At 60.6% G+C, this 18,761-nt stretch carries 18 protein-coding genes; 7 read left to right on the forward strand and 11 right to left on the reverse strand.

Annotated elements, in window-relative coordinates:
• The first annotated feature begins 51 nt into the window (after positions 1 to 51).
• The 3 genes from AACY07_RS22830 to fdhA all read left to right on the forward strand — a co-directional run bounded on the left by AACY07_RS22830 (position 52) and on the right by fdhA (position 2,954).
• Positions 52 to 684 carry a sarcosine oxidase subunit gamma gene (locus tag AACY07_RS22830; protein ID WP_133075252.1) on the forward strand — a complete coding sequence of 211 codons (633 nt, stop codon included), beginning with the start codon at positions 52 to 54 and terminating at the stop codon, positions 682 to 684.
• 147 nt (positions 685 to 831) lie between these two features.
• Entirely contained in the window at positions 832 to 1,689 is an 858-nt protein-coding gene (gene purU / locus AACY07_RS22835; protein WP_339477909.1) for a formyltetrahydrofolate deformylase, read from the forward strand.
• Positions 1,690 to 1,754: 65 nt separating this feature from the next.
• Positions 1,755 to 2,954 (forward strand): formaldehyde dehydrogenase, glutathione-independent, encoded by a 1,200-nt coding sequence (gene fdhA / locus AACY07_RS22840; protein WP_133075255.1) that lies wholly within the window; start codon positions 1,755 to 1,757, stop codon positions 2,952 to 2,954.
• Positions 2,955 to 3,068: 114 nt separating this feature from the next.
• Here the strand turns inward: fdhA and AACY07_RS22845 are convergent, their stop codons facing one another.
• Both AACY07_RS22845 and AACY07_RS22850 read right to left on the reverse strand, forming a co-directional pair.
• Positions 3,069 to 3,743, reverse strand: coding sequence for an anti-sigma factor (locus tag AACY07_RS22845; protein WP_339477913.1), 675 nt, complete (start codon positions 3,741 to 3,743; stop codon positions 3,069 to 3,071).
• The gene (locus AACY07_RS22850; protein WP_339477916.1) at positions 3,740 to 4,372 is read right to left on the reverse strand and encodes a sigma-70 family RNA polymerase sigma factor; all 633 of its coding nucleotides are present in this window, start codon (positions 4,370 to 4,372) and stop codon (positions 3,740 to 3,742) included. Before AACY07_RS22850 ends, AACY07_RS22845 begins: the two co-directional genes overlap by 4 nt.
• A gap of 181 nt (positions 4,373 to 4,553) precedes the next feature.
• Between AACY07_RS22850 and AACY07_RS22855 the strand changes: the two genes are divergently transcribed.
• Together AACY07_RS22855 and rloA2 are read left to right on the forward strand one after the other, a co-directional pair.
• The gene (locus AACY07_RS22855) at positions 4,554 to 5,111 is read left to right on the forward strand and encodes a DUF2780 domain-containing protein (protein WP_133075258.1); all 558 of its coding nucleotides are present in this window, start codon (positions 4,554 to 4,556) and stop codon (positions 5,109 to 5,111) included.
• A gap of 46 nt (positions 5,112 to 5,157) precedes the next feature.
• Positions 5,158 to 5,658: a retropepsin-like aspartic peptidase RloA2 gene (rloA2, locus tag AACY07_RS22860; protein ID WP_133075259.1), complete on the forward strand. Its 501-nt coding sequence runs from the start codon at positions 5,158 to 5,160 to the stop codon at positions 5,656 to 5,658.
• A gap of 94 nt (positions 5,659 to 5,752) precedes the next feature.
• Here the strand turns inward: rloA2 and AACY07_RS22865 are convergent, their stop codons facing one another.
• The 7 genes from AACY07_RS22865 to AACY07_RS22895 form a co-directional block, all read right to left on the reverse strand.
• Complete coding sequence (locus AACY07_RS22865) at positions 5,753 to 5,929, reverse strand: hypothetical protein (protein ID WP_219262847.1); 177 nt, start codon at positions 5,927 to 5,929, stop codon at positions 5,753 to 5,755.
• On the reverse strand, positions 5,926 to 7,038 hold the full coding sequence (locus AACY07_RS22870) for a PepSY domain-containing protein (RefSeq protein WP_133075260.1): 1,113 nt from the start codon (positions 7,036 to 7,038) through the stop codon (positions 5,926 to 5,928). The genes AACY07_RS22865 and AACY07_RS22870 overlap by 4 nt, the downstream gene beginning before the upstream one ends.
• Before the next feature lie 76 nt (positions 7,039 to 7,114).
• On the reverse strand, positions 7,115 to 9,550 hold the full coding sequence (locus AACY07_RS22875; protein WP_339477921.1) for a TonB-dependent siderophore receptor: 2,436 nt from the start codon (positions 9,548 to 9,550) through the stop codon (positions 7,115 to 7,117).
• Between the two features lie 89 nt (positions 9,551 to 9,639).
• Positions 9,640 to 10,617 carry a FecR family protein gene (locus AACY07_RS22880; RefSeq protein WP_339477924.1) on the reverse strand — a complete coding sequence of 326 codons (978 nt, stop codon included), beginning with the start codon at positions 10,615 to 10,617 and terminating at the stop codon, positions 9,640 to 9,642.
• Positions 10,614 to 11,138, reverse strand: coding sequence for an RNA polymerase sigma factor (locus AACY07_RS22885; RefSeq protein WP_326398592.1), 525 nt, complete (start codon positions 11,136 to 11,138; stop codon positions 10,614 to 10,616). Before AACY07_RS22885 ends, AACY07_RS22880 begins: the two co-directional genes overlap by 4 nt.
• A gap of 202 nt (positions 11,139 to 11,340) precedes the next feature.
• Positions 11,341 to 12,051 (reverse strand): 3'-5' exonuclease, encoded by a 711-nt coding sequence (locus AACY07_RS22890; protein ID WP_339477927.1) that lies wholly within the window; start codon positions 12,049 to 12,051, stop codon positions 11,341 to 11,343.
• A complete protein-coding gene (locus AACY07_RS22895; RefSeq protein WP_339477930.1) occupies positions 12,048 to 13,982 on the reverse strand; it encodes a putative nucleotidyltransferase substrate binding domain-containing protein in 1,935 nt (644 codons plus the stop codon). Before AACY07_RS22895 ends, AACY07_RS22890 begins: the two co-directional genes overlap by 4 nt.
• 294 nt (positions 13,983 to 14,276) lie before the next feature.
• On the opposite strand from AACY07_RS22895, the gene AACY07_RS22900 reads away from it, so the two are divergent.
• Complete coding sequence (locus tag AACY07_RS22900; protein WP_133075267.1) at positions 14,277 to 14,717, forward strand: response regulator; 441 nt, start codon at positions 14,277 to 14,279, stop codon at positions 14,715 to 14,717.
• 73 nt (positions 14,718 to 14,790) lie between these two features.
• On the opposite strand, the gene AACY07_RS22905 is transcribed toward AACY07_RS22900, so the two are convergent.
• Positions 14,791 to 16,968 carry a malate synthase G gene (locus tag AACY07_RS22905; RefSeq protein ID WP_339477933.1) on the reverse strand — a complete coding sequence of 726 codons (2,178 nt, stop codon included), beginning with the start codon at positions 16,966 to 16,968 and terminating at the stop codon, positions 14,791 to 14,793.
• Positions 16,969 to 17,319: 351 nt separating this feature from the next.
• On the opposite strand from AACY07_RS22905, the gene AACY07_RS22910 reads away from it, so the two are divergent.
• On the forward strand, positions 17,320 to 17,838 hold the full coding sequence (locus AACY07_RS22910; RefSeq protein WP_019823006.1) for a glycine cleavage system protein R: 519 nt from the start codon (positions 17,320 to 17,322) through the stop codon (positions 17,836 to 17,838).
• 10 nt (positions 17,839 to 17,848) lie between these two features.
• Here the strand turns inward: AACY07_RS22910 and rarD are convergent, their stop codons facing one another.
• Positions 17,849 to 18,736 carry an EamA family transporter RarD gene (gene rarD / locus AACY07_RS22915; protein ID WP_339477936.1) on the reverse strand — a complete coding sequence of 296 codons (888 nt, stop codon included), beginning with the start codon at positions 18,734 to 18,736 and terminating at the stop codon, positions 17,849 to 17,851.
• Positions 18,737 to 18,761 lie beyond the last annotated feature (25 nt).

The following is an 18,761-nucleotide window of genomic DNA, read 5'->3' on the forward strand; positions in this document are numbered from 1 at the left end:
CTTGCCCGCGATGACGGCAGACCAAACTACACAGAATTGAGCGGGTGACCCATGACCACAGCCAACGTATACCAACAGCGCCCGGACTCGGGCGCCAAAGCCGAGTCATCGTTACACCAGGCCAATCTCGCGGGCCTGATCGGCAAGGGCCGCAAAAACCCTGGCGTGACCGTGCGCGAGAAAAAACTGCTGGGCCATTTGACCCTTCGCGGCGACGCCAAAGACCCGGCCTTTGCCGAAGGCGTGCACAAGGCCCTGGGCCTGGAATTGCCGGTGGCCCTGAGCCTGGTGGCCAAAGACGAGACATCGTTGCAATGGATGGGGCCGGATGAGTGGTTGCTGATCGTACCCGGTGGCCAGGAGTTCGCCGTGGAGCAAGCGTTGCGCGCAGCACTGGCCGGGCTGCATATCTCGGTGGTCAACGTCAGCGGCGGGCAACAACTGCTGGAGCTGAGCGGGCCAAAGGTGCGCGAAGTGCTGATGAAGTCCACCAGCTATGACGTCCATCCGGACAACTTCCCGGTGGGCAAGGCGGTGGGCACCGTGTTCGCCAAGTCGCAGCTGGTGATTCGCCACACGGCTGAAGACACATGGGAGCTGCTGATCCGCCGCAGCTTTTCGGACTACTGGTGGTTATGGTTGCAGGATGCAGCAGCGGAGTACGGGCTGAACGTCGAAGCGTAAATATGATCCTGCCTGCGCCTCTGTGGGAGCGGGCTTGCTTGCGATTGCAGCACCACGGTCAACCGGATGTACCGTGTTGTTTGCATCGCGAGCAAGCCCGCTCCCACACAGGTCGTGTGCGTTCCAATACCCATCAAGGAGCACCCCATGAGCCGCGCGCCCGATACCTGGATTCTCACCGCGGACTGCCCGAGCCTGCTGGGCACGGTGGATGCGGTTACGCGTTATCTGTTCGAGCACAGTTGCTACGTCACCGAGCACCATTCCTTCGACGATCAGCGCTCGGCGCGATTCTTTATTCGCGTGGAGTTTCGTCAGCCCGACGGGTTTGACGAGCACGACTTTCGCGCAGGCCTGGCCGAGCGTGGCCAGGCGTTCGGCATGACGTTCGAACTGACGCCACCCCATCACCGGCCCAAAGTGCTGATCATGGTGTCCAAGGCCGATCACTGCCTCAATGACCTGCTCTACCGCCAGCGCATCGGACAGTTGTCGATGGACGTGGTGGCCGTGGTGTCCAATCACCCCGACCTGGAGCCGCTGGCAAGCTGGCACGGCATCCCTTACCACCACTTCGCTCTGGACCCGCTCAACAAACCGGCGCAAGAAGCAAAGGTGTGGCAGGTGATCGAAGACACTGGCGCCGAACTGGTGATCCTCGCCCGTTACATGCAAGTGCTGTCTCCTGAGTTGTGTCGCAAGCTCGACGGCAAGGCGATCAATATTCACCACTCCCTGCTGCCCGGTTTCAAGGGCGCCAAGCCCTACCACCAGGCCTACGAAAAGGGCGTCAAGCTGGTGGGCGCTACGGCGCACTACATCAATAACGACCTGGACGAAGGCCCGATCATTGCCCAGGGCGTGGAAGTGGTCGACCACAGCCACTACCCCGAAGACCTGATCGCCAAGGGCCGTGACATCGAGGCCCAGACGCTGGCTCGCGGTGTGGGCTATCACATAGAGCGGCGCGTTTTCCTAAATGGAGGTCGTACGGTGGTGCTGTAGGGGCGCGGCACGTTCTAAGCTGGCTGCAGCAAGTAATCTCTCCAATAACAACAAGGGTGAATACGATGGCTGACAATCGCGGTGTGGTGTACCTGGGCAATGGCCAGGTTGAAGTGCAAAGCATTCCTTTCCCGAAGATGCAAAACCCTCAAGGCAAGCCCATCCACCACGGCGTGATTCTGCGTGTGGTATCGACCAACATCTGTGGCTCCGATCAGCATATGGTGCGTGGCCGTACCACGGCGCAAACCGGGCTGGTGCTGGGCCATGAGATCACCGGCGAGGTGATCGAGGCCGGGCGCGATGTGGAGCATCTGAAAGTCGGCGACCTGGTATCGGTGCCGTTCAACGTGGCGTGCGGGCGTTGCCGCAGTTGCAAGGAGCAAAACACCGGCGTCTGTCTGACCGTCAACCCGGCCCGTCCCGGCGGTGCCTATGGGTATGTGGACATGGGCGATTGGGTCGGCGGTCAGGCTGAATATGTATTGGTGCCTTATGCCGATTTCAACCTGCTCAAGCTGCCTTATCGTGACGCGTCGATGGAAAAGATTCGTGACCTGACGTGCCTCTCCGACATCCTGCCCACCGGCTATCACGGTGCTGTCACCGCAGGTGTTGGCCCTGGCAGTACGGTGTATATCGCCGGCGCCGGCCCCGTAGGCCTGGCCGCGGCGGCTTCGGCGCGTTTGCTGGGTGCTGCGGTAGTGATCGTGGGTGACGTGAACCCGATTCGCCTGGCCCACGCCAAGGCACAGGGGTTTGAAATTGCCGACCTGTCCAAAGACACGCCATTGCACGAACAGATTGCCGAGCTGCTGGGCGAGCCGGAAGTGGATTGCGCCGTCGATGCCGTGGGCTTTGAAGCCCGGGGTCACGGGCATGACGGGGTGAAACACGAGGCGCCGGCCACGGTGCTCAACTCACTGATGGGCGTGGTGCGGGTGGCGGGCAAAATCGGTATTCCGGGGCTGTACGTCACCGAAGATCCGGGTGCCGTCGATGCCGCCGCGAAAATGGGCAGCCTGAGCATCCGCTTTGGTCTGGGCTGGGCCAAATCCCACAGCTTCCATACCGGGCAAACGCCGGTCATGAAATACAACCGCCAACTGATGCAGGCCATCATGTGGGACCGGATCAAGATCGCGGATATCGTGGGCGTTGAGGTGATCAGCCTGGACGAGGCACCACGGGGCTATGGCGAGTTCGATGCCGGTGTGCCGAAGAAGTTTGTGATCGATCCGCACCGGATGTTCAGCAAGGCTTAAAAGCCACAACTGACTGTGTAGTCGCTGCCGCAGGCTGCGATGGATTGCGCAGCGATCCTGCCTTGAAGGGCCTGCGGCCCTTATCGCAGCCTGCGGCAGCGACTACAGGTTGGTTTACAGTGTCGCCAGCGGCCCCTGATACAGCACGGGGCCGGTTGGCTGCCCGGTTGGTGAGCCGCCCTGCGGCTCAAGACTCACCGCCAGTACCACCGGGACCCTGATCAATTGCCGCTGGCTCTGGCTCAGGGCTATCCGACCATCGCCATCCGCGGGAATCAGCCCCAGGGATACCGGTTTGCCCTCAACCGGAATCGCCCACAATTCCAGACTGCGTCCTGCCTCTACCGCGCTCAGCTCAAGCGGTCGAACCTTCAGGTAATCGGCGTGGGCCTCGATCCTCAGGCCGGGCTGAGCGGTGCCGCTGAGCAGGGTTGCCTTGTACTGGACGCTGTCGTGGTTGTAGAGCAGGCCCACGGCCAAGGCGACCAGCAACGAACAGGCAACCGCACCCAACCGCAGCCAGTTCCAGAACGCACGCTTTGGCGGTACATGGAGTGTTTGCGGTTCAATGCGCGCCACGATGGCGTGCCACACGTGCTCGGGCACAGGTTGCTCGATCAGGGGCTCGGTCAGTTGGGTGAGGTGGTTCTGCCAGTGGGCCAGCTCGCTACGCAGGTTGGCATCGTCCAGCAGCAGGTTTTCGAAACGTCTGCGGGCGGTGGGCGGCATCAGGCCGATGGCGTAATCGGCGGCCAGCGCACGGCGCCGTTCAGGGGTTTGATAGTTCATGATTCAAGGCACCTGCGCAGCCGCTCCATGCCCCGGCGGATCCAGGATTTGACCGACCCCAGCGGTGCATCAAGGGTGTGCGCCAGTTCGCTGGCACTCAGCCCCTGAAAATAAGCGATGGTGATGCTCTGGCGCTGCATGCCTTCCAGTCGTTCAAGGCAATGGCCAAGAGCGCTGGCTGCCCGGGCGCTGTCCAGTTGCTCATGGGCGCTGGGGCTCTCATCGGCCAAGGCGTCTTGTTGCAGGTCACTCAAGGGCAGTTCGCGATGTTTGCGCAGCTGGTCGATGGCCAGGTTGCGAGTGATGGTGATCATCCAGGTCAGGGGGGCCGACAAGTGGGCTTCATAACGGGAGGCGTTGTGCCAGATGCGCACAAAGCTTTCCTGTACCACGTCTTGCGCCAGGTCGCTGCGGCCCATGCAGCGCAGTGCCACGCTGTGCAGGCGCGGCGCCACGGTGCGGTAGAGGGTTTCGAAGGCGCGGCGATTGCCCAGTGAACATTGGGCCAAGAGCGTTGCAAGGTCATCGGCATCGGTAATTAAAATAGCCACTCTCCCGTCAAACACAGTCAGGGCATCAGACCAGTCGTCGGTTGAGGTTAGTTCAGGCTGTGTGGTTGTTCCAATCATGTGGCACCTCTGTGTCCTGTATACGCAGGCAAGGGCACAGCGGATGCAGCGGTTTTCAATTAAGATTGCGGCCCGTTTGATCCGATAGTGGCACCTGGGAACATCTGCTGGGGTTTTGGGTCATAGACATAGTTTTACCGTCTCTATTGCAGGCGGTTTTTTGGTTCTAGAGGTTGAAGCGATGAATAAGTTGAGCGGCGTGGCACTGGCAACATTGATGACCGTGGCAGCGAGCCCGGTGTTTGCAGGTTTCAGCCTGAGCGACGTGGCCAACGTGGCGGCGCAAGTGCAGGGTGCCAACGGCAATGGCGCGACCACCGACAAGTCGGCGCAAGCGGTGCAAATGCTGACCAAAGTCAACGAGCTGGGTGTAAAGCCTGAGCAGGCGGCGGGCGGTATCGGCGCGATGTTGAGCCTGGCGAAAAACCAGCTGACCTCCAGCGACTATTCCGAACTGACCCAGCAAGTGCCGGGCGTCAACAAACTGGCTGGTGCCGGTGCACTGGGCCAGTTGAGCCAGTTGGGCGGTTTGCTGGGCAAATCCAGTGGCGTGTCCGAGACCGCGACCAGCGCCGTCAGCAACGTGGCCAACACCGACCAGCTGAACAGTGCATTCACAGCCCTGGGCATGCAGGACGGTATGGTTGCCAAGTTTGCCCCGGTATTGCTGGAGTACTTCAAGGGCCAGAACGTCAGCACTTCGCTGCTGAGCAAGCTGGGCAGCGCCTGGGGCGTTTAAGGCTGGCAACTTTCACACCATATTCTCTTTAAAAGGAAGTGCCCGTATGAGGTCTGTTTTCGTGTTGCTGTCTGTATTGGCGTTGCCGGTGATGGCGGCCGAGCCGACCCTGTACGGGCGTTACGAATACATCAAGTTGCCGGAAATTGGTGAAACCCTTAAAGCCAAGATGGACACCGGTGCCCTGACGGCGTCGCTGTCGGCCAAGAACATTCAGACCTTTACCCGTGATGGTGACGAGTGGGTCCGCTTCCAGCTGGCGACCGAAGGCGCGAGCAGCAAGGTGTACGAGCATAAAGTGGCGCGCATCAGCAAAATCAAGAGCCGCGCCGATGAAGATGATGAGAAAGAAGTCCCCGAAAGTGCCAAGCGCCCGGTGGTCGACCTGGAGATGTGCCTGGGTAACGTCAAGCGCACCGTGGAGGTCAATCTCACCGATCGCAGCAGCTTCAACTATCCGTTGCTGATCGGCGCCAAGGCGCTGCGCGAGTTTGGTGCCGCGGTGAACCCGGCCCGTCGTTACACGGCAGACAAGCCCGATTGCTGATTTAGGTAGGAGCGGGCTTGCTCGCGATGGTATCGACGCGCTTTAACTGCAAGACCGAGTCGATTGCATCGCAGGCAAGCCAGCTCCCACCTGCTCAGCGCTTGAGCAAACCGCGCACACTGATCCACACCGGGATCCCCAGCCCGATCCAGCTCAAGATGTCCCACGCGCCGTCACCCAGTAGCGCGCTGAACAATCCGGTCACGCTCACAAGCCCAATGGCCAGCGGGATGGAAAACACCTTCCAGAAGTTCGACTGACGCGGCCTCATCGAGCGTTCTCCCTGGCTGCACGTCGACGCACCCACCACAGGTATAAGCCGCTGGCGAGCACCACGATGGTCAGCAGGTCGAGGGCTGCCCAGAGGACTTTCATCGGCATGCCGCCGTAGTCGCCAAAGTGCAGCGGCTGGGACATGCCCATCGCATCCATGTACCACGGCCGTCCGGCCACCGCAGTGACGGCCAGGGTGCTGGCATCGATCAATACCGGTGTCAGCAGGTGCGAGGTCAGGTGCGTGCTGCCTTTCATGAACACGGCGTAATGGTGTTCGCTGGAGAAGCGTGTGCCGGGGAAGGCGATAAAGTCCGGGCGCATGTCGGGCGCGGCTTTTGCGGCGATCTCCAGCAGTTGGCTGGCCGGGGCGAGACGGGTCAGGGGCGGGGCCTCGCGGTAGGGTTCGATCATGGCGCTGAGGCTGTCATTGCGCCAGGCGGCGATGATCAGGTCGGCGCAGGCGCTGATCACGCCGGTCACGCCCACCACCAGGGCCCAGGTCAGGGTCACGGCGCCAAGCAGGTTGTGCAGGTCGAGCCAGCGCAAGCGGGTGGACTTGTCGGTGCGCACCGTCGCGAATTCGTGGCGGCGCATGAAGGGCAGATACAGCACCGTGCCGGAGATGATCGCCAGCACAAACAGCAGCCCCATGAAGGCCAGCAGCAGCTTGCCGGGCAGCCCGGCGAACATGTCTACGTGAAGGCGCAGCATGACCATCATGATCCCGCCATTGGCTGACGGAACCTCTATGGCCTCGCCGGTGCGCGCATCGAGCATAAAGGTGTGCGACGAGTTGGGCTCGGTGCCCGCGGTGGCCGCCATGATCGTGAGGACGGCATTGGGTTCGTCTTCTTCCCAGCCGAAGTACTGCATGACCTCGCCAGGCCGATGAGCTTCGGCGGCGCGTACCAGTTGTTGCAGGTCGAGCGTCGGGGTGTCGGCGGGCAGTTCCTTGACCTGCGGCGCATCGCCCAGCAGGTGGTCGATTTCATGGTGAAAAATCAACGGCAAACCGGTCAGAGCCAGCATCAGCAAAAACGCGGTGCAAATCAGGCTGGTCCAGGTGTGGACAAAAGACCAGCGGCGGATGGTTTTGCTTTTCATGAAAATCCTGAATGCGTAAACCCTCTGTGGGAGCGGGCAAGCCCGTTCCCACAGGAGTCAGGTGTCCCTTGGCGGGTTACCACTTGTAGTTGACGCTGGCCATTACGTTGCGGCGATCGCCGTAGTAGCAGTAGAAACCGTCGCAGGTCGACAGGTATTCCTTGTCGAATACGTTGTTGGCATTAACCGAGACCGTGGCACCCTTGAGCGTTTTACTGACCTTGGAGAGGTCGTAATGCACGGCTGCGTCGTAGACGGTGTAAGCATCGGTGTGCCCGTAGGAAGCATCCGGCACATAGGCCATGCTGCCGATCGCAATGTTGTCGGTTTCACCAATGTAGCGAGCGCCAAAGCCCACGCCGAAGCCATCCAGCACGCCTTTGTGCCAGGTGTAATCAGCCCAGATGGACGCCTGATGTTCAGGCGTCAGTGGCAGTGGACGGTTCTTGTCCAGCGGGTCCGACACCTTGGTCATTTTGGTGTTGGCGTAGGTGTAGGCGGCTGTCAGCTTCAGGTTGTCGTTGACGTTTCCCACGGCCTCCAGTTCTACACCGCGTACGTTGGCTTCACCCAGTGGTCGGCTGACACCCAGGGTATCGCTGAGCACAATGTTTTTGCGGGTCAGGTCATACACGGCTGCTGTGAACAGCATCTCGGTGCCGGGTGGCTGGTACTTGAGACCCACTTCGTATTGCTTGCCTGTGCCGGGCTTGAAGGCCTTGCCGCCAAAGCCCCCCGGCTCGGCCTGGAACGATTCGGCATAGGAAACGTAAGGTGTGAAGCCTGAATCGAACACATAGCTCAGCGCGGCATTGCCGGTGAAGGCGCTGTCGTCACGTTTGTCGCGAGCGTTGTTTTCGTTGTAGAACGTGGTGTCGGTGTGCAGCCAGTCCTGGCGTCCGCCCAGGGTCAAACGCCAGTTATCCAGCGCCATCTGGTCTTGCAGGTAGAGACCGGTATCACGGGTTTTCTGGTTGTAGTCGTTATAGGCGGTGTATTGGACGTTGCTGAAGTCTTGCCCGTAGACCGGGTTGATTATGTTGCTGGCCGGGGCAGCGCCGTATTGCCATTTGTAGTTGGTGTTGACGCGCTGGTGGTCGAGCCCGATCAGTACCGTGTGCTTGAGGGTGCCGGTGTTGAAGTCCGCCTGGAAGTTGTTATCCACGGCGAATTGACTGATGTCTTCGTTCACGATGTTGGCGCCGCGCTGCACAGTGCCGTCGTCGGCAACCGAACCGTAATAACCGCCTGCCGTGATGCCCTGGAAGGACAGATCACTTTTGGTGTAGCGCAGGTTCTGGCGGAACTGCCACACATCATCAAAACGGTGTTCAAAGGCGTAGCCGAGTGCGTAGTAGGTTTTGTCGTAGAACTCCCACTTTGGATCACCCAGGTTCTCGTGGAACTTCACCTTGCCCGCTGGTGAGTCCACTTTGGTGCCCTGGATCGGCAAAAACTGGCTGGTGATGCCGGTGTCGTCACGATTGAACTGGCTGAGGAAAGTCAGCTTGGTGTCTTCGTTGATGTTCCAGGTCAGGCTGGGCGCGATGTTGTAGCGTTTGTCTTCGTTATGATCGATCGCGGTGTTGCTGTCGCGTACCACGCCGCTGACTCGATACAAGAATTGCCCTTCATCATCAATCGGGCCGGTGCTGTCGAAGCTGATCTGCTTGCGCTGGTAGCTGCCGACTTGTACCTGCACTTCATGGCTTGGGGTGTCTTGCGGGCGACGGCTGACCATGTCCAGCAAGCCGCCAGCAGGTGTCTGGCCGTAAACCGATGATGCCGGGCCACGGAGCAGGGCTACGCGCTCCAGGTCCCAGGTTTCCAGCTTGGGCATGGTGTAGGAACCCTTGGGCAGCGGCAGGCCGTCCAGAAACTGGGTCGGTTCAAAACCACGTACCTTCAACCACTCCGAGCGGCTGTCGCTGCCGTAACTGCTGGCCGTAACGCCGGGCATATAGCGCACCGCGTCATCCAGGTTCTGCACTGCCCTGTCCTGCATCTGGCTGCGTGTGGCAACGGAGATGGAGCGCGGAGCTTCTGCCAAAGAGGTATCGGTTTTGGTGCCCGACGCTGTGCGCTGGGCCAGGTAGCCATCAACCGGGCCCCAGGCGCTTTCGTAATTGCCCTGGCCAGAGATAGTCGTTGCCTCCAGGGCCAACGCACCCTGGGGGATTTCGATCAGTGTGAAGCTGCCAGCAGTGCCCGGCACCAGCTGCAACCCGCTCCCCTGCAACGCCTCACGCAAGGCAGTCGTGGCCTCGAACGTACCTTTGACCGGCGCTGAAGTTTTGCCCGCCAGCAAGGACGAGTCGATGGCCAGGGTGATGCCGGCCTGGCTGGCGATCTGGTTCAGGGTGGCCGCCAAGGGTCCGGCGGGCAGGTTGTAGCTGCGCGCAGACGATGCCTGCTCGCCAGCAACCAGAACGGTACTGGTCAACGGGGCGCAGAGGGCGATGGCGATGGCTAACAGGCTGGGGCGCAACAACGTGTCGAGGGAGCGGGACATTCGGCGGGTTCCTGAATGGAAATGTTTCTGATGCCTATCTGCCGGATGAGAGTTGAAAAGTGATAGGGCTGATTGAAAATAATTTAGATTCAGTTCGCCGACGGCTTGGCGCTGACGGTGATCCACCACGGGGTACGTTGCTCGATACGCACTGGCAAGGTCGGCAGCAAGGCATTGAGCGACCGTTCGATGTTGTTCAGTGGAAAGCTGCCGGTGATGCGCAGGTCGGCGACTTCGGGGCCTACGCCCAGATGGCCGACGTGGTAGCGACTGAGTTCGTTGACCATGTCGGCCAGGCGCACGTTGTCCAGCACCAGCATGCCCCGCGTCCAGGCGTCTGCCCCCGGGCTGAGGGTAAGCATCTGGCCCAGGCGGTCGTGGCGCATCAGGACCTGCTGGCCTTCGCTATAGATGATGTGTTCTGCGCTGTTCTCTGGGTGCGCTTCGACTCGCGATTGCAGCACGCTCAGGCGCGTGCCGTCGTCTTCGCGCTTGACCATGAACCGTGTGCCCAGTGCGCGCAGGCTGCCGTCGCGGGTTTGCACGATAAACGGTCGAGGGTCGCCATGGCCGGTCTCAACCATGATCTCGCCTTCCTGCAGGATGATGCGTCGGGTCGTTTCATCAAACTGCACATCGACTGCGCTGTGGGTGTTGAGGTTGAGCAGCGTGCCATCGGCCAGGCGCAACTGGCGTTGTTCGCCGGTGGCGGTGCGCTGGTCGGCCATCCAGTAATCAATAGGCAGGTAGTTTTTACCGGCGAACAAGGCCAGTCCACATACCAGCGCGATACTGGCCAGGCCACTGCCGATTTTGCGCACCTGCCCCTGTACGCCGTTGCGGGCATTGAGCAAGGCGTTGCGCGCCGGGATGCTGGTGGTGCTGAAGCGCTGATCGAGCATGCCCAGTTGCAGCCACGCGCGGGCGTGTTCTTCGCTGGCGCTGTACCACTTGGCAAATTCGGCCTGCTCAACGGCACTGCCGCTGCCGCAATCCAGGCACAACTGCCAGGCGATGGCGGCGTCCAGTACCTGGGAGGAGACCGGTTTGGTGTTGGCCTGGCTCATGTCGGTTCGCCATACAAGGCGATATAGCACTGGCGGATGCCCTGGGCCAGATACTGGCGTACGCGGGGCACAGACACGCCAAGGCGTTCGGCGATTTCAGCGTGGGTCAGGCCATCCAGACGGCTGTGGAGGAAGGCTGCACGGGACTTGCTCGACAGCTTGCCCAGCAGGCGATCGATGGCCCTGAGGTCTTCAAGGATCAGGTGCTGGGCTTCGGGTGAGGGGTGTTCGGCCTCGGGGATCAGCATCAGCTCGTTGAGCCAGGCCTGCTCCAGTGCCGCGCGGCGAAAATAGTCGAACAGCAGGCCCTTGGCGATGGCCGCCAGCAATGCCCGTGGTTCGCGGGGGGCTTGCAGTCCGGGGCGGCCGAGCAGGCGCACAAACGTGTCCTGACTCAGGTCTTCGGCCCGCTGCGGGCAGGCCACGTTACGCCGCAACCACGCCAGCAGCCAGCCGCGATGGTCGCGATAAAGCGCTCCAACCAGCTCACTGTGTGGGTTTTGGACTGACGACAAAGACATCACCGACGGCAAGTTTTAACTAACGATAATTATTCGCGATTGTGTCAGAGGGAATGGTCCTACGCAATTGACGCTCATCGGATGGCAGACCGGGAGGGTTAAAAACCATTTTTTGTGGGAGCGGGCTTGCTCGCGATGAAAGCGCTGCGGTGTGTCTGATGGACCGGGTTGTTTGAATCGCGAGCAAGCCCGCTCCCACAGATTAAAAACCGTGCATCTGCTTGCGCCGTTGCCACTGGTTCAGCCGCTGTTGCAGGGCCTGGGGGGTGTCGATGCCTTGGGTGCGGGCACGGCTGAACAGGATCAACGCCAGTTCGGCGGTGGCCAGGGCATCTGCGCTGGCGTTGTGGCGGTCTTCGACCTGCAGGTTGAAGTGGTTGATCCATTGATCAAGTCCGGCTTCGCGCAGATTCACCTGGGGACAAAGCATGGGCGCCAGTGCCGCCACATCCAGAAACGGATGCTGCAAGCGGTAGCCCAGGCTGTCCTTGAGGGCACGGGCGAGCATGTGCTGGTCAAACGGCGCATGGAACGCCAGCACCGGGCTGTCGCCCACAAAGTCCATGAAGTCGAGCAGGGCATCGACCGGGTCGCTGCCTGCGGCAATGGCGGCAGGCCCCAGCTCATGGAGCAACATGCTGGGGCTCAAGGGGTTGTCGGGGCGCAGCAGGGTGCGTTCAAAGCCCTGGCTGAAGTCGATGGCGCCGTCCTCAATGACCACCGCACCGATCGACAGCACTTGGTCGCGATTGAGGTTCAGGCCGGTGGTTTCCAGATCGACCACCACCCAGCGTTGCGTGCGCATGGGTGTCTCGCTCAACCCGCAGGCGGGCGGCAGTCGCAGCAGGCGCTGATGCTGCTCAAGGCTGAGCACCGGTTTTTTGCGTGGCAACAACCATGACAGCAGGCTCATAGCTGATACCGCAGGGCCAGGCTGCTTTGCAGGCGCTGGGCCTGGCGCAGGGCTTCACGCAGGATGCGTCGGTCCAGCTGGTTGAGGCTGTCAGGGTCGACGCGGTTGGAGTACGCACGGTTTTCCCGGGTTTGCAGCTGGTGCTGCTGCATGCGGGTTTGCTGGATGAAGTGATAGGCCTCTTCATAGGCGGCCCCGTCCAGTGGCTCGATCACGTGCAGGGCGACCAGCTGGCGCAGACGTTCCAGGGTGTTGTTGGCTTCGACCCCGTTGGCCAGCGCCAGCAAGCGCGCGCCGTCAACGAAAGGCGTGAGGCCCTGAATCTTGAGGTCGAGGGTGGCCTTGTCGCCGCCTTTGCGTTCCAGCACAAACTCACGAAAGCGCCCCACGGGCGGGCGATGACGCAGTGCGTTGTCGGCCATCATGCGCTGGAACAGACGGTTGTCGGCGACCTGTCCAAGCATGCCGCGGCGCAGTTGCTCACAGCCCTGCTCATCGCCCCAGACCACCCGCAGGTCGAAATAAATGGTGGAGGCCAGCAGGTTTTCAGGGGTGGCTTCGCGGATAAAGGCGGCAAATCGGCGGGCCCACTCGGCGCGTGACAGGCACAGGTCGGGGTTGCCGGCCATGATGTTGCCTTTGCACAGGGTGAAGCCGCAGGCGGCCAGGTGCTGGTTGATCTGCTGGGCGATGGGTAGCAGGCGCTGGCGAATCTCGGCGGCCTGGGCGTCATCCCTGGCCTCGAACAGAATGCCGTTGTCCTGGTCGGTGTGCAGGGTTTGCTCGCGTCGGCCTTCACTGCCAAAACACAGCCAGGTAAACGGTACGCCGGGGTCGCCCTTGTCAGCCAGCACCAGTTCGATTACCCGGCATACGGTGTGGTCGTTGAGCTGGGTGATGATGTGGGTGATCTGCGTGGAGGACGCACCGTGGGCCAGCATGCGCTCCACCAGTTGGCCGATTTCACCGCGCAGGTTGATCAGGGTATCCAGTCGTGGTGCGTGGCGGATGGTGCGCGCCAGATGGACCAGATCGACCCGTTGCAGAGAGAACAGATCGCGTTCGGACACCACGCCACACAGGCGCTGGTCCTTGACCAGGCACACGTGGGCAATGTGCCGTTCGGTCATGGCGATGGCGGCGTCGAAGGCGCTGTTATCCGGGCTCAGGTAGAACGGGTCGGGTGTCATGTGCAATTCGATGGCTTGCGCAAAATCCTCAATGCCATTGGCCACCACCTGACGCAGGTCGCGCAGGGTGAAAATCCCCAGGGGCGATTTGTGTTCGTCGACGATCACAATGCTGCCCACTTGCTGTTCGTGCATCAGCCGCACGGCTTCGCGCAGCGCGACGGTGGGCGCACAGGTCACAGGGTGGCGCATGGCCAGTTCGCCCAGGCGGGTATTGAGCGAGTATTGGGTGCCCAGGGTTTCAGCCGCTTTTTGCTGAACCTGCTGATTGACCTTGTCGAGCAGGCTGCTGACGCCACGCAGGGCAAAGTCGCGGAACTCGTCGGACAGGCCAAACAGTTTGATAAATGCGAGTTTGTTCAGTTGCAGGCAAAACGTGTCTTCGGCGGCGCGGTGTTCGGTGCGGGTGGCGCGCTCGCCCAGCAAGGCGGCAAGCGGGAAGCACTCGCCAGCGGTGATCTCGAAGGTGGTCTGGGCTTCTTCGCGGCCCACGTGGGTGCGTTCGCCCACCACACGGCCCTGCTTGACGATATAGAAGTGTTCCACCGGGCCGTCGGTTGGTCGGATGATGCTTTCGCCGGGGGCATAGAAGCGCAGTTGGCACTGCTCGACCAGATACGCCAGGTGAGTGTTTTCCATTTGGTTAAAGGGCGGGAATCGCTGCAAAAACTGCATGGTGCCGTGAATGTTCTGTAGCACCGCGGTTTTCCCTGCCTGGAGAAACGCATCCGATTTACTCATTACTGATACCGCGTTGTTGGTGGTTAACCGTTGTTGTTATGACCGGACAGGGCTTCGCCCCATGGCGTACTTCTATCCCTCATGCTCGGCGGTCTGCACGCGGGTGCCCATTGGACGTAAGTCTATGGGGCCAGGGTTCTGAGACGGCTTTCAAAAAGACGAACAGGTTTTTGTACGTTATTTGTACTGCAAGGCTTGGAAATGCGAATGGCTAAGTGCACATTGGCAAATGGTCAGGGATAACCGACTACGCTGTTAGGATATTTCGCCTGTAAGTTTGCTTTAGAGAAGCGTATGACTGAGCACGACATTTTGACTGACGCCGAACGTGAGGCCTTGAAAGAGGTCATGCTGACCCCTGCTTCGGCTTCGTCATGTGTGTTGATTGTTGAGGACGATCCAGTGGCGCGGGAGTTGTTGGCGGAGCTTCTGGAACTCAATGCAATCGAAAGCCTCACGGCCAGCAATGAAGAGCAGGCGCTGGCGCTGTTGGCATCGGACAAGCCGATTAATCTGATGATCACCGATTTACGCATGCTGCCCCACGATGGCTTGCACTTGATTCGTAAAGTGCGCGAGTCGGATCAGGCCACCTTGCCGATTATCATCATGTCGGGGGATGCGAGTGTGCGCGATGCCATCGATGCCATGCATCTGCATGTGGTGGACTTCCTGCTCAAGCCGATTGATACCGCCAAGTTGCTCAAGCTGATCCGCCAGGAGCTGGGGATCTAGGGCTTGCTGCGGGAAGGTGGGTCAAGGCCATAAAAAAAGCCCCGAATGTTCGGGGCTTTTTTATCGTGACGGGTTACAGGCCGTTTTTGGCCTTGAACTCGCGACGACGACGGTGCAGTACCGGCTCGGTGTAGCCGTTCGGCTGCTTGGTGCCTTCGATCACCAGTTCGATGGCCGCCTGGAAGGCGATGTTGCTGTCGAAGTTTGGCGCCAGCGGACGGTACAGCGCGTCGTTGGCGTTTTGACGATCGACCACAGGCGCCATGCGCTTGAGGCTTTCCAGGACCTGGGTTTCGCTGACGATGCCATGACGCAGCCAGTTGGCGATGTGCTGGCTGGAAATACGCAGCGTGGCACGGTCTTCCATCAGGCCGATGTCGTTGATATCCGGCACCTTCGAACACCCTACGCCCTGGTCGATCCAGCGCACCACGTAGCCCAGGATGCCCTGGGAGTTGTTGTCCAGTTCGTTCTGGATCTGTTCCGGCGTCCACTGGGGGTTCACTGCCAGCGGGATGGTCAGGATATCGTCCACCGACGCAGGGGCGCGCTTGGCCAGTTCGGCCTGACGGGCGAACACGTCAACCTTGTGGTAGTGCAGCGCGTGCAAGGCGGCGGCGGTCGGCGATGGCACCCAGGCGGTGTTGGCACCGGCCAGCGGGTGAGCGATTTTCTGCTCCAGCATCGCGGCCATCAGGTCGGGCATGGCCCACATGCCTTTGCCAATTTGCGCACGGCCTTGCAGGCCAGTGCTCAAGCCGACATCGACGTTGTTGTTTTCGTAGGCCGAAATCCACTTCTCGGCTTTCATGTCGGCCTTGCGCACCATCGGCCCGGCTTCCATCGAGGTATGAATCTCATCGCCAGTGCGGTCCAGGAAACCGGTATTGATGAACACCACGCGCTCGCTGGCAGCCTTGATGCACGCCTTGAGGTTGATCGTGGTGCGCCGCTCTTCGTCCATGATCCCGACTTTGAGCGTGTTGCGTGGCAACTTGAGTACGTCTTCGATACGGCCGAACAGCTCGTTGGTGAACGCGGCTTCTTCAGCGCCGTGCATCTTCGGTTTGACGATGTAGACCGAACCGGTGCGGCTGTTGCTGCGCGTGGCCTTGCCGTTGAGGCTGTGGATCGCGGCCAGGCTGGTCAGCAGGCCGTCGAGGATGCCTTCGGGTACTTCGTTGCCGTCCTTGTCGAGGATCGCATCGATGGTCATCAGGTGACCCACGTTGCGTACGAACAACAGTGAGCGGCCGTGCAGGCTGACGGTACCGCCATTTGGCGCGGTGTACTCGCGGTCCGGGTTCATGGTGCGGGTGAAGGTTTCGCCGCCCTTGGACACCTGTTCGCTGAGGTCGCCTTTCATCAGGCCCAGCCAGTTGCGGTAGATCACCACCTTGTCATCGGCATCCACGGCGGCAACCGAGTCTTCGCAGTCCATGATGGTGGTCAGGGCCGCTTCCATCAGCACGTCTTTGACGCCTGCGGCATCAGTCTGGCCGACAGGGCTTGCGGCATCGATCTGGATTTCGAAGTGCAGGCCGTTGTGCTTGAGCAGCACGGCGGTCGGTGCCGCAGCTGAGCCGTGGTAGCCGATCAGTTGCGCGGTGTCGCGCAGGCCGGTGCTGGCGCCGCCCTTGAGGGTGACCTGCAAGGCGCCGTCAACGATGGCGTAGCCGGTGGAGTCAACGTGAGTGCCGCTGGCCAGAGGCGCGGCTTCGTCGAGAAAGGCGCGGGCGAAGGCGATGACCTTGTCGCCGCGAACCTTGTTGTAGCCGCGACCCTTGGTGGCGCCATCGGCTTCGCTGATGGCATCGGTGCCGTACAGCGCGTCGTACAGCGAGCCCCAGCGGGCGTTCGAAGCATTGAGGGCAAAGCGCGCATTCATGACCGGCACGACTAATTGCGGGCCTGCCATACGGGCGATTTCGTCATCGACGTTTTGCGTTGTTGCCTGGAAATCTGCGGCTTCTGGCTGCAGATACCCAATATCCTGGAGGAAGGCTTTATAAGCCACGGCGTCATGGGCCTTGCCGGCCTGAGCCTGGTGCCAGGCGTCGATCCGCGCCTGCAAATCATCGCGTTTGGCGAGCAGTGCTTTGTTCTTGGGTGCCAGGTCATTGATGACCTTGTCGGCACCGGCCCAGAACTGATCGGCGGTGAGGCCGGTACCGGGGATAGCTTCGTTGTTTACGAAGTCGAACAGGACTTTGGCGACCTGCAGGCCACCGACGTGAACGTGTTCAGTCATTGCTTGCCTCACTCATTTTTATTTAAAGCCTGGAGCGCTTCTTAAAACACCGCGTGGCTCATGCTGGCGGGGTTGGACGGGGTACAGCAGACACCTTGGCGGACCATGTTGCAAGTTATGTAGTGGTCGCCGAGGCATACTACATGATCAATTGCAGATGTGAAAATCAGACCAATCACGTCGTTCTGCGACCGTTTTTACGCTATCGGTCACACAGAAGAACAGGATGTTCTCAAGAAACATGCAGGTTGTTCCAGATAATTCTAAAAACAGTACACAATTTGTGATTTTGAATCCCTTTTGCGGGAGTGCCTATACTCACTCGACCCCCTAATAAGAGAGACCCCCGCCATGAACCATCTTGTGATTACGGTGTTTGCCCAGGACAAGGCCGGGCAGGTCGAGCGCATTGCTCAATGCATCGCCGAGCATGGCGGTAACTGGCTGGAGAGTCGAATGTCGCGCATGGCCGGGCAATTTGCCGGAATCCTGCGCGTGGGTGTGCCCGCCGAAGCTCACGATGAGCTGGTCGATGCGTTGCAGCATCTGGGCAAGGAAGGGATTCGGGTGTTGATTGCCGAAAGCGGCATCGAGCAGTCCTGCACCTGGAAGCCCATCGCCATGGAACTGGTGGGCAACGACCGTCCCGGCATTGTGCGCGACATCACCCGGGTGCTGACGGAGCAGGGCGTGAGCCTGGAGCGGCTGGTGACAGACGTGCGGCCCGCGCCGATGAGCAACGAGCCGCTGTTTCATGCCGAGGCCATTTTGGCGGTGCCCCTGACCTTGTCCCTGGATGTGCTGCAAAAACGTCTGGAAACCCTGGCAGATGAGCTGCTGGTGGATTTGAAGTTCAGCACCGAGGAGTAACGTCGTCGGTTCAGCTGCGCTTGCGCAGGCTGAACCAGGCATCGAGGCTGTACACCACCAGGCCGGCCCAGATAAATGCAAAGGCGATCAAGGTGCTTTCGGACAAGTGTTCGCCGTAAACCGATACCGCCAGAATCAAGACCAGCGTCGGCGCGATGTACTGCATAAAGCCCAGGGTTGTGTAGGGCAGATGCCGTGCGGCGGCGTTGAAACACACCAGGGGTATCAGCGTGGACGGGCCTGCGGCGACCAGCAACCAGGCCTCTGAGGTGCTCCAGAAGTCGGCATGGGCGCTGTTGGCCTCGGGGTGCAGCAGCAACCAGACGATGGCCACCGGGACCAGAATCCATGTTTCGACCACGAGCCCCGGCAATGCCTTGACCGGGGCCTGTTTGCGGATCAGCCCGTAAAAACCAAAGCTCAGTGCCAGCGCCAGGGACACCCAGGGCAGGCTGCCCACTTGCCATACCTGTTGTGCCACACCGACAACGGCCAGGCCCACTGCAATCCACTGCAGGCGGCGCAGGCGTTCCCCCAGCAACAACATGCCGAGCAATACGTTAACCAGTGGGTTGATGTAGTACCCCAGGCTGGCTTCGAGCATGCGGTCGTTGTTCACGGCCCACACATACGTCAGCCAGTTGGCGGCAATCAGCAGGCCGCTGAAGGTCAAAACGCCAATGCGCTTGGGGTTGTCGCGCAGTTCCTGCCACCAGCCGGGGTGTTTCCACACCAGTAGCAACAGTGAACCGAACAACGCGGACCAGAGCACCCGGTTCACGATGATTTCGGCAGCCGGAACGCTGGCCAGCAGTTTGAAGTAGAGCGGGAAAAGGCCCCAGATGACATAGGCCGTGAGGCCTAAAATATACCCGCGACGCGGGTTTGCGGCTTGCATGCAGAATCCTTGCTTAGGCAACTAA

Source organism: Pseudomonas sp. RL_5y_Pfl2_69, assembly GCF_963970465.1.
Lineage (GTDB): Bacteria > Pseudomonadota > Gammaproteobacteria > Pseudomonadales > Pseudomonadaceae > Aquipseudomonas.